This window comes from Alicyclobacillus vulcanalis, from assembly GCF_900156755.1.
In the GTDB taxonomy this organism is placed as follows: Bacteria; Bacillota; Bacilli; order Alicyclobacillales; family Alicyclobacillaceae; genus Alicyclobacillus; species Alicyclobacillus vulcanalis.
In genome coordinates this window covers 116,219-133,260 of record NZ_FTOO01000007.1, presented here as the reverse complement: position 1 = coordinate 133,260, position 17,042 = coordinate 116,219, and the positions used below count along the sequence as shown (strand labels likewise).

General features: G+C 60.5%; 8 protein-coding genes. 1 reads left to right on the top strand and 7 read right to left on the bottom strand.

Annotated elements, in window-relative coordinates:
* Positions 1-73: 73 nt before the first annotated feature.
* From mmgD to BW934_RS09395, 6 genes are all read right to left on the bottom strand, one after another.
* Entirely contained in the window at positions 74-1,186 is a 1,113-nt protein-coding gene (mmgD, locus tag BW934_RS09420) for a citrate synthase (protein WP_076347437.1), read from the bottom strand.
* Positions 1,187-1,398: 212 nt separating this feature from the next.
* Complete coding sequence (melA, locus tag BW934_RS09415) at positions 1,399-2,697, bottom strand: alpha-glucosidase/alpha-galactosidase (RefSeq protein ID WP_076347435.1); 1,299 nt, start codon at positions 2,695-2,697, stop codon at positions 1,399-1,401.
* A gap of 54 nt (positions 2,698-2,751) precedes the next feature.
* On the bottom strand, positions 2,752-3,609 hold the full coding sequence (locus BW934_RS09410) for a carbohydrate ABC transporter permease (protein WP_234969708.1): 858 nt from the start codon (positions 3,607-3,609) through the stop codon (positions 2,752-2,754).
* 142 nt (positions 3,610-3,751) lie between these two features.
* Positions 3,752-5,131 (bottom strand): ABC transporter substrate-binding protein, encoded by a 1,380-nt coding sequence (locus BW934_RS09405; RefSeq protein WP_076347431.1) that lies wholly within the window; start codon positions 5,129-5,131, stop codon positions 3,752-3,754.
* Positions 5,132-5,229: 98 nt separating this feature from the next.
* Positions 5,230-6,051: a carbohydrate ABC transporter permease gene (locus BW934_RS09400; protein WP_076347429.1), complete on the bottom strand. Its 822-nt coding sequence runs from the start codon at positions 6,049-6,051 to the stop codon at positions 5,230-5,232.
* 4 nt (positions 6,052-6,055) lie between these two features.
* The gene (locus BW934_RS09395; RefSeq protein WP_076347427.1) at positions 6,056-7,069 is read right to left on the bottom strand and encodes a LacI family DNA-binding transcriptional regulator; all 1,014 of its coding nucleotides are present in this window, start codon (positions 7,067-7,069) and stop codon (positions 6,056-6,058) included.
* A gap of 267 nt (positions 7,070-7,336) precedes the next feature.
* Between BW934_RS09395 and BW934_RS09390 the strand changes: the two genes are divergently transcribed.
* Positions 7,337-8,713 carry an MFS transporter gene (locus tag BW934_RS09390; RefSeq protein ID WP_076347425.1) on the top strand — a complete coding sequence of 459 codons (1,377 nt, stop codon included), beginning with the start codon at positions 7,337-7,339 and terminating at the stop codon, positions 8,711-8,713.
* A 40-nt stretch (positions 8,714-8,753) separates the two neighbouring features.
* Here BW934_RS09390 and BW934_RS09385 read toward each other — a convergent pair whose 3' ends face one another.
* Positions 8,754-16,928: a GH36-type glycosyl hydrolase domain-containing protein gene (locus BW934_RS09385; protein WP_076347423.1), complete on the bottom strand. Its 8,175-nt coding sequence runs from the start codon at positions 16,926-16,928 to the stop codon at positions 8,754-8,756.
* Positions 16,929-17,042 lie beyond the last annotated feature (114 nt).

Sequence of the window (17,042 nt, the reverse complement as noted above, 5' to 3'; positions counted from 1 at the left end):
GAGGCCGCCCGCTTCAAGCCCAGCATGAAGATGGATGCCGCCGCGACGCGCTTGGCTTACGATTCGACGCGCGTCAGGCCTTGAGGCCGCGCGGTCCCTTGTACAGCACGCGCGGGCGGAAGATGCGATTGTGGGCCAACTGCTCCATCACGTGCGCCGACAGCCCCACGACGCGCGCCGCGAAGAAGACCGGCGTGAAGAGCGGGACCGGGATGCCGAGCATGTACATGACCGGCGCAGCGTAGTAGTCGAGATTCGGATACAGCCCCTTCTCCTGACGCATGATGTCTTCGCCCACGACGCACATCTCAAGCCACTTCTTGGCCTCCGGATGCGTCCCCGCCATCTCCTGAAGCGCTTCTTTCATCATTTGAGCGCGAGGGTCCATCTTCTTCATATAGACGCGATGCCCAAAGCCCATGATTTTCTCCTTGTTGGCGAGCTTTGAGCGGATGAGGCGTTCAAAACCTTCCACCGTCTGCGCCTCGAGCAGCATCTCCATCACGGCCTCGTTCGCCCCGCCGTGAAGAGGTCCCTTGAGCGAAGCCACCGCGCCCGTCAGCGCGCCGTACATATCGGAGAGCGTCGAGGTGATGACGCGCGCCGCGAAAGTGGAGTTCGGCAGCTCGTGCTCGCAGTACACCATGAGCACCTGGTCAAAGTACTTGACCTCATCGGGGCTCGGCTCGCGCCCGGTGATCATGTACAGCCCGTTTGCGACGAAGGACAGATCATCGCGCGGCGCAATCGGCTCTGCACCCTGGCCGATGTGGTGGCTCGCCGCGACAATCTGCGGCACCTGCGCCAACAGTCGCATCGCTCGATCCCGATTCGCCGCGGGCGACTGATCGTCGAGATTCGGATCAAAGCCCGAGAGCGCTGAAACGCCGGTGCGCAACATGTCCATCGGGTGCGTGCTGGACGGCAGGTGCTTGAGAATCGCCCAAAGGTTCGGAGGCACTTGCCGGTGGGACTTTAGCGACGCCTCGATGGCCTGCCGCTCCTCGTCGTTAGGCAAGCGCTTGTCAATCAAGAGACCAATGATATCAATATACGACACTTTCTTGGCCAGATCGATGAGGTCGTAGCCGCGCAGCACGATCTCCTCGTGGTCCACGTCCAAAAACGAAATCTCGGTCTCGCATGCGATGACGTTTTCTAAACCGGGTCTGTACGCTTCCGTCATGACGAAGCCTCCTCGTGGCGCCGGACGAGGCCCTGTCGCTCGGGCGCCGTCGTTTCGATAGCGGTTACATAGCCTCATTATACAGGAACTAGGCCGAAAAGCAGGGATGGCAGTGTGTTCAGAGAAGTGCGAAATGACGGATGACCAGCTAAAAAAGAATCCCCACAGAGGTGACTCTGCGGGGCCGTAAAGATACAGATTGTGTTCACTCATTAGCGGAACTGTGGAAGCCAATCTCCATGGGCTTCAATCAAGTCGTCGCACAAGGCAACAATTTCATCTAATGTGAGCTCTGCGGCGGTATGCGGATCTAAAAACGCGGCCTGATAGACGGCTTCTCTCTTCTGGGTGACGGCAGCCTCCAACGTCATCAGCTGCGTATTGATGTTCGTTCGATTCAGAGCAGCGCACTGCTCAGGCAGGCGCCCCACGTAGGTAGCGCTAATGCCAGATTTGTCCGCCACACATGGTACCTCTACACACGCTTCCCTCGGCAGATTTTCAATCAAGCCAGTATTCATGACGTTGCCCCCGAATTTGTAGGGGACATTCGTCTCCATCGCTTCAATCAGGTACGATGCATACTCATGCGTTCGAGTGTGTTGAAGATTTCGGTTTTCCACGAGTTCTTCGCGCATGTGTTGCCATTGCTCAATCTGTGCGACACACCTCCGAGGATACTCGTCAAGAGGAATATTGAACTTGTCAATCAACTCAGGATGCGTCTTTTTGATAAAATAAGGGTGATACTCTGCATTATGCTCAGACGACTCCGTGACATAGTATCCGAATTTTAACATAAGCTCAAATCTCACCATGTCGTCATGCTTCTGTTGTTGCATCTCGCGCGCACGTCTTTTAATCTCGGGGTACAGATCTTCGCCGTTCCTTTTAATCTCAAGTAGCCAAGCCATATGGTTGATGCCAGCAATTTTATATTCAACGTCCGTGGCGTCCATTCCGAGTCTCTCGAACAGCTGCGGAACACAGACTTGCACGCTGTGGCACAGTCCTACCGTCTTGATTCCGCCATAGGTAATCATTGCATTCGTAAGGACGGCCATCGGATTCGTATAGTTGAAGAACCAAGCGTCGGGACACAGCTCTTGCATATCACGCGCGATCGATAACATGACAGGTATCGTTCGTAGTGCTCGAAACAAGCCCCCGATGCCGACCGTGTCGCCGATGGTCTGACGCAACCCGTACTTTTTCGGAACCTCGAAATCAATCACCGTGCTCGGTTTGTATCCTCCAACCTGTATCGCATTGATCACGTACTTCGCACCCGCGAGCGCTAGCCTTCTATCGTGATAAGCTTTGATTTTTACATTCGCTTTCAACTGGTGCTTCAGGTTCAGTAACATCCGTTCCGAATCACGCAGGCGCTCCTCATCAATATCATAAAGCGCGAATTCAAACCCATCGATGGACGGCGTAAGCATGCAGTCGCCAAGAACATTTTTCGCAAATACTGTGCTGCCAGCACCGATAAATGTGATCTTGCTCACTATCGACACTCCCTCTAGATGCACGAGATGATCAGTTTTTTATGACATGTCCTTTTATCCCATGTCGTACGTGGTTCCACGACCCACGAATCGAAATTGCGCGAGCGTAACGAGCAAGATGACAACAAATAGAATGACGGAGAGAGCAGCTGCGTAACCCATGTGAAAAAATTGGAAACCTTGTTGAAAGATATAGTAGTTGTATACATTCGTTGCGGTACCCGGACCTCCCTCAGTCATGACGTAAACCGTGTCAAATACTTGGAAAGAGCCAATGACACTTGTAATCAATACAAATAGCAGCGTAGGACGTAAAAGCGGGAGTGTGATGGAGAAAAACTTCCGCACGCGCCCGGCACCATCAAGGTTAGCTGCTTCATATAGGTAGGCCGGGATGCTTTGAAGACCGGCGAGAAAAAACAACATGTTGTACCCTGTCCACTGCCATATATTGACCGCTGCGACGCACGGCAACGCTTCGACGGGCGATGAAAGCCATTGTTGCGGGTGAATTCCAACGATAGCAAGCAGATTGTTAAGCACCCCATTGGTCGGATCAAAAATCATATTCCACACAACTGAAATCGCAACGGGCATGGCCAACCATGGGAGCACGAGAAGTGCTCGAAAGACTCCCATACCGGGCAACCTGCGATTGACCAATAGGGCGAGCAGGATAGCGAAAATCGTCTGAAGTGGGATATTGAGAACCACGTAATACACCGTGGTTAGCATCGAGTGAAGCGCAATTGGGTCATGGAGAATGTCCACATAGTTTCTGAATCCGACGAATCGCGGAGGCGAAAGCATATTCCAGTTGAAAAAGCTAATCACCAAAACAGCTACTGCCGGAATCAATAAAAATGCGAGCACACCGATGAGACTCGGTAGAATAAATGCATACGGTGCCACAGCCCTCCCCACGAGGGATGGTCGTCGCCTATGAACACGCTCTTCCGAGGTCACCGCGATGTTTACACCCATACCACCCACGCTCCATCGTTCCTAAATCGGGAGGGCGGTTCATAAGGCCCTCCCTTTGTCCACGACCCGCTCACTGTCCGCCATTCAAGGCCGCATCAGCTTGTTGCACAGCGGTTTGCAGCGCTTGCGATGGCGACACCTTATTCAGCCACATCAGATCAAATTCTTTATCGATAGCGTTTTCAGCCTGCCCCCAGTTGACCGTAATTGGGAAGGAAATCGTTTTTCCCCTCGATTCCTCAAGAAAGGGCGTGACGTCCACACCCTTCTTCGCCCATGCCTGCGCGAATAGGGGAGCGAGGGATTTAATGCCGGGCCAGACGTAACCTCCAGATGCCAGGATGCGCTCGGACTGCGGGCTTGCAAGCCACTGAACAAGCTCCCAAGCCTGCTTCGGATATTTCGTGTGCGCATAAATGGCATCCGAAAGACCATTCATAACCGACACGCGGCCGTCCGGTCCGACGGGCAAAGGAGCGATTCCCACAGGGAAGTTTGAAGCCTTCACAACCGGCGTCAAAACCCAGTCTCCGTCGGTGTACATGGCCAACTTGCCCTCTTCAAACAGCTGTTGCGCATTACCCTCGCTATTCACGACATTCGCGCCCTCAGCTGCAGGAGGAGATACATGATACTTGTAAATCATGTCGAGAAGGTTCTGCATCGTCTTCACGGCCTGCGGGGTGTCCATCATGACCTGGGTACCGAAATTGTGGTTTAGGATCTTAACACCATCTTCAGCGAGAAAGTTATAATAGAATGTCTGGTTCGAGTCGTAGGACATGAACCCATATTGAACAATTTCATTCGGATTGAACCCAGGTTGTCCGGGATGCTTACCGTTCTTGTCAATCGTCATTTCTTCAGCTAACTTTAAGAGAGTTCCGCCATTCTCGGGATTCCAGGTGAGATTCGTAGGAAACGGCACATGCTCTTTTTCGAATAGCTTTTTGTTATAAAAGATGGCAATGGTATCCCAATCCTTCGGTAACCCATAAAGATTTCCGTTGTACTCGTACTGCTTAAGAAGGTTGGGATAATACTGACTCAAATCCACGTGTGAGCTCTTGATGTAGGGCGTCAGGTTGAGAAGTTGCCCGTTCGTAACGAAAGTCGGGAAATAGGTGACATGATCCCAAAATACGTCAGGCGCTGTACCCGCCGCCATTTCGGTCTCGAGTTTCTGCCAGTACTGAGACCAAGGATACTGCTCGATCACGACCTTAATGTTTGGATGCAACTTCTCAAAAACCGCGATCGACTTTTTGTATCCAATCTCTTCGTTCGGGTCCCACAGCATGTAGTGCAGCGTCACGACGTTTGTCGAGGCGTTGCCAGGCGCAGTTGAAGAAGACGCCTGTCCGCCATTGACCTGCGTTCCACATCCTGTGAGCGCCACCGCTGCAGCCAGTGGCAATGCAAAGAGACACCCTCGACGCATCTTGTGCATACAATTCGAACCCCCTTCATTTCGATGCAAGTTCGATGAACGCGTTGTCTGGAAATGACCCTCAACGTCTGCTCGCGAACACATCACCTCCCGAAAGATCACTTGAGGCCGGTGAGTTGAATGGACTCAATAATCCTTCTCTGGAAAAAGACAAAGAGTATCAACAAGGGAAGTAGCGCTATCGTCGAGGCCGCCATCATGTAGTTCCACTCGGCGCCGATTTGAAACTGGAATGATGCGACCCCCACACTGACAAGCTTCATAGAATCCGTGTTCGTGACAATGAGTGGCCAGAGAAAATTGTTCCAAGAGGATACAAACGTGATGATGGCCAATGTCGCAAGAATGGGTTTACTGAGCGGTAAAATGACCTGCAAAAAGACGCGGACAACGCCTGCTCCGTCGATGCGGGCTGCTTCCTCAATTTCCGCAGGTATGGTCATAAAGAATTGCCTTAACAAGAAAATCGAAACAGGGGTTCCGAGCACCGTAGGAGCAATGAGTGCGTAGTACGTGTTAATCCATCCCAAATACTTCATCATGATGAACAAGGGTATGAGTGTCACGATATTCGGTATCATGAGCGTGCTCAGGTACATCATGAAGATGGTATTTTTACCTCTAAAGTCGAAACGAGCGAAGCCGTACGCAGCCATGGATGCAAAGACAAACTGACCCATTACATTGGCGACTGCGACGATGAACGTGTTGAGTAAGTAACGTGCCATGCCCGTGGTATGGAAGACATACGCATAGTTCGACCACTCCAGGTGCGAGGGCAGTGAGAGAAAGTGTGGCGAGAACACCTCGTTTTCAGGTTTCAGAGAAGTTAAGATGGCCCAGAGGTAAGGAAACAGCGAAATGAAGGCGCATACAGCAAGCACGATGTAGGTCAGAACAGTCCCGGTCGCTTTCCTCACGAACTCACACACCTCCCAGCGCGGGCACGCTCTCATAAGCTCCGCAGCTTTCCCGCACGACGAGCCGATATGGCATCACGACCTGCAAGGGCACCTCATCGTCATAGGGATGCAAGAGCATTCGAACACCAATTCTCCCCATGAGCTCAGGCTGAACTCGAACGGTCGTGAGTGCGGGATTGACGTAAGGAGCCACTTCAATGTCGTCAAACCCTACAACAGCGACATCTTCAGGGACCTTTTTGCCGGCTTCGGCAAGCGCTCGAATAGCTCCAATGGCCATCGGGTCGCTAGCTGCGAAAATGGCCCTTGGTAAAGCGATGTCTGACTCTAGCAATGCACGCATGGCTTCGTAACCACCCGACGTCGACCAGTCGCCATGGGCTACAGCAGGCTCAGACCCCAAGGCCGATTTGACACACGCTCGAAATGTCGCCTCTCGCTCGTCCATCCCGAATAGCCGCAGACCTCCGATGTAACCGAACTCGCGATATCCCAGTTTCCAAAAATGGCTAAACACCTGTCGGACAGCAGCTGCGAAGTTTAAAACGACTGACGGATACTCGTCGGGATTGGGGCAATGATCCAAAAATATAAGTCCTGGATGCCGAACTCCCTCCCAGCCAGACCATTCCTCTGCTCCGATGACGAGCACGCCGTCATATTGCGACAGTTCGAGCGGGTCAAATTCATCCGCGGATTTGACATAGATCTTCGAAGGATGGGGTAATCCTTGTTCTTGGCATTCAAGCTCAATGCCTTGCACCATAGGCCAGAAGTAAGGATCATCTCGCTCCTGGTCCTCAGGATGAAAATCAACGATAGCCACCTTTTTTAGTGATTTTAAAACTGATTTTTGACGCCTTTTTTTAACTTGATAATTGAGCTGATTCGCAGCTTCGATGACTCTCTTACGCGTAGAATCCGGGATCGACAGAGATCGGTCATCGTTCAAGACTCGGGATACGATGGCAATCGATACTCTGGCTAGTTCAGCGACATCCTTCATCGTCGCCATGACATTGCCTCCTTTCGAAATCATTTTTAACTTGTTTTTATGAGTAAATTTACACGTAAAATAACCCGATGTGGATAGGTCAAATGAGCGTTTTATTGTCTTATCCAGAGGACATGAATCATGTGAAATAACTCAAACAAATACGACTCTTTCATCTTTACAGGACTGTTTTGTGTAAAATGGAGGATGAGCGAACTCGATCCCGCCCTGCCCAAGGAGGTGAGTTCACGCGGCAGGCTCTAGACATCGAAAGCGAGGGAGATGACGATGGCTTCTCAAGTTGTCGCGGCACGACTCAACCAGATGCCGCTCACGCGATGGCACAAGCGCATCGCCGTGATCGTCGGCATCAGCCTGTTCTTTGACCTCTTCGACATCTACCTGTCAGGTGTGCTTGGCACGGTGCTGACGAAAGCGTTTCACATCGCCAAGTCGGAACAGGCGCTGCTGCTTTCCTCCGCATTCCTCGGCATGTTCATTGGGAGCATCGGATTCAATGCGCTGGCCGATCGCGTCGGGCGCAAAGCGGCATTCCTCGGCATTCTCTCAACCTATTCTGTGTTCACCTTCATCGCAGCGTTCAGCCCGAACGCAACCGTTCTCATCATCTTCCGTTTCCTCGCGGGCCTTGGCATTGGTGCACTCTTGCCGCTTTGCGACGTGTACCTGAGCGAAATTTTCCCGGCGCACAACCGGGGTCGGATCATGGCGTGGACGTACACCCTCGAGTTTTGCGCCACGCCGGTGGAGGGCTTTCTGGCACGTGCCCTCGTGCCCACACACTTCCTCATGGCGGGGTGGAGGTGGCTGTTTGTCATCGGATCGGTGGGCGCCATCATCGTTTGGGCGCTGCAGAGCCTCTTGCCCGAGTCGCCTCGGTGGCTCGAGTCGGTGGGCCGCCACGAGGAGGCCAACCGAATCCTCGCGAAATTCCTATCCGAACTTGGGCAATCAGCGAATGAGCTGCTTGTGTCTGGCGACACCATGGAGCCCAAGCGCGTGCCGCTGGGGACCTTGTTCACGCCGACCTACGCCAAGCGCACCGTCATGCTTTGGATCTTTCAAATTCTCCAAACCTTCGGCTACTACGGCTTTGGCACCCTGGTTCCGCTCGTCCTGGCGAGCAAGGGCCTGACGATCACGACTTCGCTCACCTATGCAGCCGTGAGTTTCATCGGCTACCCCGTCGGCTCGCTCCTTTCGGTGCCGATTGTGGAGCGGATGGAACGCAAGTGGATTGTGGTCGGTGCAGCCTTTTGCATGGGCGTCTTCGGCATTCTCTTCGGCATGACCACCCAGCCCGGACTCATCATGCTGTTTGGCTTTTTGTATACGCTCGCGAGCAACATCTTCTCGAACGGCTACCATATCTTCCAGGCCGAGATTTATCCGACGTCCGTTCGCGCCACGGCCGTGGGCACGGCGTACAGCCTGAGCCGCCTGATGAGCGGCCTGATGCCGTTTATCCTCCTGCCTGTGCTGCATGCGCATGGCGCCACCGCCATGTTCTCCGTCGTCGCGGGCGCCATGCTGCTCTTGATGATCGACGTGGGCGTGCTTGGCCCGAAGACGACCGGCCGCGCGCTGGAAGACGTCAACGAGCGCGTGATCGCCAACGAACAAGGGCCGAATCTCGGCATGTGAAACACCCGAAAGGCGCGAGGCTCTTGGCCCCGCGCCTTTGTCACGGTTGAGCGTCGCGCTCCCTGTACATGGCGGTGAGCGGCAACACGCGAACCTCGCGGGAGGGCGCGCGGAGCTCGAGCCCTCCGCGCGCCATGTCCCCCGCGCGCACCGCGGCCTTTGGCACAGCAGACGCCGAGGAAAGCCGAACCACGACTTCGTGCTCCTGTCCGTCGTCGACGAGATCGATCACGTATGGCAGTTCCACGTCCCCTGGACGTCTCGGTGAGCCGGACGGCGACGGTTGACCGCCTCGCTTCGCCGAGATGGCCCCGGGCGATGGCTCGACGCGGATGTGGTACTTGGACGAGCCAAACCGGTAGACCACTTCGTACCCAGGCCAATCGTCTGGGATGCAGGGCGACACCCAAAGCTGCGCCCCCCTGCGCCGAATGCCGAGAATGGCCTCCAGGCCGGCCTGATACATCCACGACGCGGCACCTGTATACCAAGACCACCCCCCTTGCCCCACGTTGGGCTCGGACGTGTAGACGTCGGCCGACATGACGTACGGCTCGTTCCCGTAGCGCTCCACGTCGCGCGGGGTCCCGGTGTGGTGGATGGGGTTCAACAGCGCGTACAGCTCGTGCGCCGCATCCCCGCGCCCCAGCATCGCCCAGGCGATGATGCTCCAGATGACCCCATGCGTGTACTGCCCCCCGTTCTCCCGAAGCCCCGGCGGATAGCCCTGGATGTAGCCCGGGCTCGGGCGCATCTCGCGAAACGCCGGCCGGAGGAGGTGCGCCACGGCCAGGCGCCGATCGACGAGCTCGCGATCGAACGACTCCATGGCGCGCAGGGCCCGCTCGGGTGGCGCCCCGCCGGAGATGACCGCCCACGACTGCGCAATGGCGTCGATCCGGCATGCAGTCGATCCCGCCGCACCGAGCCACACCCCGTCGTCCGTCACAGCGCGCCGATACCACTGCCCGTCCCAGCCTGCTTCGTTGGCCGCCTGGAGGACGCGTTCGCGCATCGAAGCGAATCGCGCGCGGTGCGGGGCGATGTCGGGGTGGTCGATCTCGCCCATCCGGCGCAGGACATCCGCCAAAAACCACGCAAGCCACACGCTTTCGCCGCGTCCCCTGGCGCCGACGCGGCTCAAGCCGTCGTTCCAGTCGCCGATGCCGATGAGCGGCAGGCCGTGATCGCCAAAGTGAAGCGCCCGCTCGACGGCGCGGACCATGTGCTGGGCGATGGTGGCCTCCGCGTCGCTCCAGACGATGTCCTCGTACCGCTCGAGCTCGCCGTCGCCGAGCGGCGCACTGACGAGGTACGGGGCGCGCTCATCGAGCACGCTGACATCGCCCGTGGCCTCGAGGTAGCGCGAGACCGCGTACGGCAGCCAGAGCAGATCGTCTGAGAAGCGGGTGCGGATGCCCTTGCCGAGTTCCTCGTGCCACCAGTGCTGGACATCGCCCTCCGCGTACTGATGGCGCGCTGCGCGCAGGATCTGCTCGCGCAACACCTCCGGCCACGCGTGCACGAGCGCCAGCGCGTCCTGAAGCTGATCGCGAAAGCCAAAGGCGCCGCCCGCCTGATAAAACGCCGTGCGCGCCCAGAGCCGGCAGGACAGGACCTGGTACAAAAGCCACCCGTTCATCAGGATGTCAAAGGCGCGATCCGGCGTGCGGACCTGGACGCGATCGAGGAGGTCCGACCAGAACGCCTTGACGGTGCGAAGCGATTCGTCCGCCTGCTCGGGCGTGGCTCGGCGCGCGAGGCGCAGCACCTCGCCTTCGCTCGCGGCGGCACCAATCAGCACCACCACCTCCGCCGCCTCGCCGGGCGCAAGCTCGAGGTGGCGCGCGATGGCCGCACACGGCATGGCGGCGGGCCCGTCTTCTCCGCGCCACACCTCCTCGGCGAGCGCATCCGGGCACGCGTACGATCCGCCGCCCAGAAAGCGCGCCTTGTCGCTCAGCCACCCAACGCTTAGCCCCGCGCCACCGACGGCGAGGAAGCCCATCGCGCCGCGAAACGCCTCCTGATACCGGTTGTCTGCGGCGATCACGTCCGCCCCCAGCCTGCGCACCACGAAAAGCGGCGGCGAAGCCAGGGGATCCACGCCGAGCACCCACTCGGCGTACGGCACAACCCGGATGCGCCGCGGCGTGTCGCCTTCGTTGCGAAGCCGAAGCCGCATCCACTTCACGGGTTCGGTCCGGTCGGCATACACCTCGAGCGCGCATGCCAGGCGGCCCCATTCGCTCTGAAACGTGGTCAGTCCTGGCTGATGCGTGACCACGTACGAGCGGTCGCCCCCCGCGGGCGAGGGCGTGGCGCTCGCCATGGCTCCGTCGTCGAGATCGACGAGGTACACGACTTCGCCGGGCGTGTCGAACGCAGGATCGTTTCGCCACGGTGTCAGCTTGAACTCCCGGCTGTTGCGCCACCAGGTGTAGCCCGTGCCGAGCTCGGTCACGAGGGTGCCAAACGACGGGTTGGCCATCACGTTGGTCCACGGGCGCGGCGGCTTCGTGCCCGCCGTGACGCGCATGCGGTAGGCCCGCCCGCCTTCGACGAACGCGCCGTAGCCATTCGAAAACTCCCCCTCGACGCCAACCGACTCGCGCCGCGGGCGATCCGGCCCGCGCTCGAGCCGGTCCGACGCGAGCATCACCGGCTCTGCCGCCTCTGGGCGCCCGCCGTGCAGCTGCGCCCCCACGCTCGGGCCCCCAGCGCGCAACTCGGCGACGGCCACGGCCTCGATGAGCGCCCTTTCCGCGCTCGAGAGCTGATCGGATTTCAGCACGGCGAGCCTCGAGGCGTCGTGCACGCCGCGGCGGGCCATCTCCGCCTGGATCCGCTGCCTCATTTCGTCGCGGTAGCTCGACGTCGTCTCGTCGATCACGACGAGATCGCTCGGGAAGCCCATGCCCGCGAGGTAGTGCGTGAGCCGGGCGACCTTTGCCACGAACGGGACCTCGGCTGCGGAAGCGAGCCGGACGACGACGATCGGTACATCGCCCGAGATGCCGTGCGCCCACAGCCCGGACGGCCCGAGTTCGTTTTGCTCAATGGCAGCTTTTCGCGCGGGCGACAGCGCGCGTTTGGACACAAACCGCGCCAGAAGCTCCATGGCGTCCGCGACGTCGTCTGGCGTGAGGTGGAGCTGGCGCAGATCGATTTGCGCGCGCACCCACGCGAGCTGAGCGGCGCGCGTGCGCACGGCCGTGTGGCGCATGCGCAGAGCCTGCTCCACGACCTCCTCTCGCTTGGCGCCGAGCGCCGTGACGACGTACACGATGCGCTTGGCGCCCGGCTCGACGGCGACCGTGGTGCGCAAAATGGCCGCCGGATCCGCGACGGATCCGGCCTCGGCGCCGAGCCTTCGCCACAGGCCCTCCGGCTGGGCGAGCGTGCCTCCGCGGCCGACGAAGCGCGCGCGATGCGAGTCCCACTCCACCGGCGCCGGTTCGTCGTCCCCGGCGAACAGGTGAAACGCCGCGTACACGTCGGGATCGGCGTCCGTCTCTGGGCGGCGCCGCGCCCAGAGCACCTTGTGGTCGTCGTCCCAGCCGGTCTCCACGAACAGGCGCTGGAACGAGGGGTGTGCGAGATCGGCCGCAGGTTTGGCGAGCGCCAACTCGGCGAAGTACGTGATTTCGAGCCGGCGAACCTCGCGCCCCAGATTCTTGAGCACGAGCCGCCGGATCTCGACGTCACCGTCCGGCGCCACCACGACGGACCATTCGGTCTCCAGGCCGTCGACCACGCGCTTCCAAACCGACTTGTCGGGCCGGAACTCGGCCGCCACATGGCCCTGCCCTCCGTGAAGCGAGGTCCGGAAGAACCCGCCGCGATCGACGTCCCGCACGTACGCGACGGGGCCTCGGTACGGCAGGTAGCGATCCGCCCGGTACCGCGTGACGGCGATGCCGTTCCAGAGGATGCCGCCCTCGCCGCGCGCATTGGCAAACGTGGTCAGCCGCCCATTGGTGAGCGCGTTCCAGACGTCGTCGTCGCCGCGGGCGTGGCGGGCGTACACGGGTTGATCGAAGTTCGGCGCGTGCGCCGCGTGCACGGGCTTGAGCAGGAGCGCGGGCCGCTTGGGCATGCGCTCGTAGAGCATGTACTCGGCGGCGCGCACGAGCGGGAGCCGGTGAAATCGCTCCACCCAGATGTCGCGCTTGAGATAATTCGCGATGGCGATGAACGCCATGCCCTGGTGGTGCGCCATGAAGCTCCGCACGATTTTGTACCGCTCGCCTGGAGGCAGGCGATCCGCCGTGAAGTCCACCGCCTCGTAATAGCCGTACGGGCCTAACGCGCCGAGCTCGCGCAGCTGCGCGAGGGCGTCGGCGACCGCGTCCGGCGCAATGGACAGCGAGAGCATGGACGCGTAGGGCGCGACGACGAGATGGCGATCGAGGCCGCGATCCAGGCCGAGCCCCGGCACGCCGAAGGCCCTGTACTGGTAGTTCAGGTCGCGATCGAACGCGTAAAAGCCGCTCTCCGAAATGCCAAACGGCACTCCGCGCCGCCTGGCGTAGTCGATCTGCTTCCACACGACGCCGCGGTACGTCTCGTCCCAAAGCGTCTGCGGCAGATGGCGCATCAAGAGCGCTGGCATCAGGTATTCGAACATCGTGCCGGACCATGACAGGAGCGGCTGAAACCTTCCCGCGCGCGTCATGGTGCGCGAGAGGGCGAACCAGTGAGACGCCGGCACCTGCCCGCTCGCGACGGCGATGAAACTCGCCTGGCGCACCTCGGAGGCGAGGAGATCGTATACGATATTTTCCAGCTCGTTGCGATCGGCGTGGTACCCGAGCGAAAACAGCCGGAGATCCGCGCGGTAAAGCGGCGCGAAGTCGGTCTCGCGCACAAACCCATCCATCGCCTCGGCCAGAGCCTGAGCGCGCCCGGCGACCGCCTCGTCCGCTGCGGCCCACTCGCGAAGCGCCTGGGCGAGGGCGAGCATGGCGCAGACCAGGTTGCCCGAGTCGACGGTGGACACGTACCGCGGAGCGAGGGGCGCGAGCGTGCGCGTGTCGTACCAGTTGAACAGGTGCCCGTGCCAGCGATCGAGCTGCGCGAGCGTGGCCATGGTCTTCTCCAGGCGCGAAACCGCCTCCTCTCGCCCGATGAGGCCGAGATCGGCCGCGGCCGCGGCGCAAAGCAGGTACAGCCCGATGTTGGTGGGCGAAGTGCGGTGGGCCACGCGTTCCACGGGCTCAAATTGGACGTTGTCGGGCGGCAGGTGGTGTTCTTCCTCGTCCACGTATCGCTCGTAGAACCGCCACATCGCAGCGGCCACGTCGCGCAGGTGCTCGGCGAGGGCAGGATCGGGCGCAGGGCGCGCATCCCGGGGGCGCCGCGCGACAAGGCGGGCGATGGCGTGCGCTGGCAGCCACGCGACAAGCGCGAGCGCACTCGAGAGGATCTGCCCCAGCGTGCCAAACAGCCCTGGCGCAGAGCAGGCGATCGCGACGAGGTAGCCCGCGGGTTCGTAAAGCAAGGGCGCCGACGCGCCATCCGACCGGTCGACCTGGGAAGATGGAATCCACTCGAGCAGCCGGCGCCGGCTGATGCCCATGCGGTAGAGCGCGCGGACGCAGGCGTCCACCTCGACGACCGCCATGAAGGGAAGCACGACAAGCATGATCAGGCTTTGCAGCAACGACGCCACGACGGCGCGAAGGTCCCACTCTCCCGGCCGGATGGACTCGAGCTGCCGCCACAGGGGCAAAAAGACCGTGGCAAGGATGACGAGGCCGTAACCGTAGGTGGGCCCTGGCAACACGCCGAGGCCGCCGCACAACAGGAGCAACACGAGGGCCGGGCGGACGAGGCTGTGCCGGACGTGATCGACGATATTCCAGCGGGTGAAACCACAAAGGTCGACGGGCTGCTTCTCGCCGCGCCGGTTTCGGCAGACGCGCCGCAGCCAGTAGATGAGCTGCCAGTCGCCGCGCACCCATCGGTGGGCGCGCCGCATGTAGGCGCGCAACGTGGCAGGTTGGCTTTCCACCACCTCGACGTCCGCCACGAGGCCGGCCCGCAAAAACCCGCCCTCCAGGATGTCGTGGCTCAACACCCGGTTGTCTGGAATGCGGTCGCAGAGCACGGCGTGAAAGGCGTCGACGTGGATGAGGCCCTTGCCGACGAACAGGCCGCGCGAAAACCAGTCCTGATACGGGTTGGAGATGGCAAACGCGTACGGATCCACGCCCGTCTCACCCGACAGGAGGCGTGCGAAGTGCGAGACCTGGCTCGATTTGGGGCTCACCGCGACGGCCGGCTGAAGCACGCCGTACCCCTCGGTCACCCGGGTGCCGCGCGCGTTAAGGCGCGGACGGTTGTACGGCAGGTGCATCGTGCCCACCAGGCGGCCGACGGCGCCAATGGGCAGTTCGGTGTCGAGATCGGCCGTGAAGAGGTAGCGGATGGTGGGCAGGACGTCGAGAGAGCCGTCCTGGATGCAAAAGGTGGTATCGTCGCGGCCGCGCAGCAGCTCGATAAACTCGACGAGCTTGCCGCGCTTTCGCTCCCAGCCCATGTACACGCCGTCGGCGCGGTTGAGGACGCGCTGGCGGTGGAACCAGAAGAAGCGGGCGGCGCCGTACTTGCGCCGCAGTTCTTCAAGGCGCACGCGCGCCCGGTTGAGCAGGCGCTCGTCCTCAGGCAGCGTGACGCGCTCTGCGTCCTTGAGATCAGACAGCACCGCGAGGTACAGGTTGTCGCCCCGTTGCGTCAGGTGGTGAAGCTCCAGTTTGTCGAACGCCTCGTCGACGTCCTCCTCGCTCCCCCAGATGACGGGCAGGACGATCATGGTGCGAGCGTCCTCGGGCAGCCCTTCGCTGAAGTCGAGGCGCAACAGGGGGACCGGCCGGACGAGGCGGCGGATGCCCTCGTGCACGAGCGAAATCACCCACTCGCTGACGGGAAGCGCGAGCAGGACGCCGAGCAGAACGGTCGCTCCAGCGCGCGCGCGAAACCCATCGGTGAACGCGGCGAGGAGCGCCCAGAGGATGACCACAAACAAAAAGGCCATGCCCAACAAATACGAGCGGAGCGGGCGGCGGCGGAGCGCGATTTGCGGTACCGGTCTCGGCTTCGCCCGCTCCTTCAGCGCCGCGCGGAGGAGGTGCATGCCGTCGGGATCGCACAGATAGTGCGCGACAAAGGCCTCGCGGGGCAGGCCGGCGGAGGCCTCGGGCGCCCCCGCCTCTTCCCAGGCGCGGCGCGCGAGCGAGACGGCGGTCTCTGCCACCGTGGTCTCCGGCAGGCGGAACACCTCGCTGAGCCAGCTGACCTGGTTCGTGAGGACGTTGCGGCTCGTCGGCTCGAGCCGGATGTAGTTGCAGGTCGGCTCCGTGCGCAGGCACGCCTCGACCCGCGAGAGGCGCGGGATGACGGTCGGCCACGACACGCGTTCCAGGGCATGCAGGCTTTGAACGAGATTGCCGACAAGCACCTGGATTTCTGCGTGCCATTCCGCCTCATACGTCGTGAGCCGCTCGAGGCTTTCCGGCGCATGGGCGACGTGCGCCGCGAGCCATTCGCGCAGCTCTCGGCTGTCCGGCTCCCACTCGGAGAGGTGATGCACCAGGTGAACCAGCTCCACGGCGCCGAGCGCGCGTCCCCTCGAAAACCGGTCAATGGCGCGCCGGACGCCCTCTTCCCCGCCCCCGCGCCCGATCTCGTCCAAAAGCCGCGCGACCGCGCGGCAAACCTCGTATCGGCGAGCCAATTCCTCACTCGCTTCCGAAAGCTGCATCAGAATGGCCACGCGCAGCGCGTTTTCGAGCTGGTGGCACTCTTCGGTTGTCAGCACCTGTACGTCTTGATACGCTTCGACAAACTGGACAAGGGCCTTCACCTCGACGTGTCCGCGCGCCGCGTCCAAGTAACACGACGCCAAATCGACCAGACGAGGATGCCCGGTTTCCGCCATCTTGGGAAGTTTGCGCAGTACGGCATGCGGCCACAGGCGCTCCGCCAGCATCTCTTGGAGTTCGATATAGGCAGCGTGATCGATCAACCACTCGTGCGCAGGCTCGGAACAGGCCGCGGGTTCCCGCTCGAGTCTGGCGGCCAAGCGCCGCACGTTGGCCACCTTGCGGCGCAAGATGGGCCACAGGTCGAATCCCCCGCCGCGCGTCGAACTGATGTCCTGCGTCAGCGCAAACTCATGCGCGCGCCTAACGAGCTCTGTGTCGAACGCCATAGGTCCTCCTCGTGCCGCTCTCAGTGTCGGATCGCCCGTGTGCATGCGAGTCGATAAAACGGCAGCATATGTAAACATTCCCGATTGAATTATGCTTTATAAATCCATCTCGCC

What these genes read in the sequence shown, in the direction of transcription:
- mmgD (WP_076347437.1), bottom strand. Translation starts at nt 1,186, where the DNA reads ATGACGGAAGCGTACAGACCCGGTTTAGAAAACGTCATCGCATGCGAG.
- BW934_RS09405 (WP_076347431.1), bottom strand. Translation starts at nt 5,131, where the DNA reads ATGCACAAGATGCGTCGAGGGTGTCTCTTTGCATTGCCACTGGCTGCA.
- BW934_RS09395 (WP_076347427.1), bottom strand. Translation starts at nt 7,069, where the DNA reads ATGGCGACGATGAAGGATGTCGCTGAACTAGCCAGAGTATCGATTGCC.
- BW934_RS09390 (WP_076347425.1), top strand. Translation starts at nt 7,337, where the DNA reads ATGGCTTCTCAAGTTGTCGCGGCACGACTCAACCAGATGCCGCTCACG.
- BW934_RS09385 (WP_076347423.1), bottom strand. Translation starts at nt 16,928, where the DNA reads ATGGCGTTCGACACAGAGCTCGTTAGGCGCGCGCATGAGTTTGCGCTG.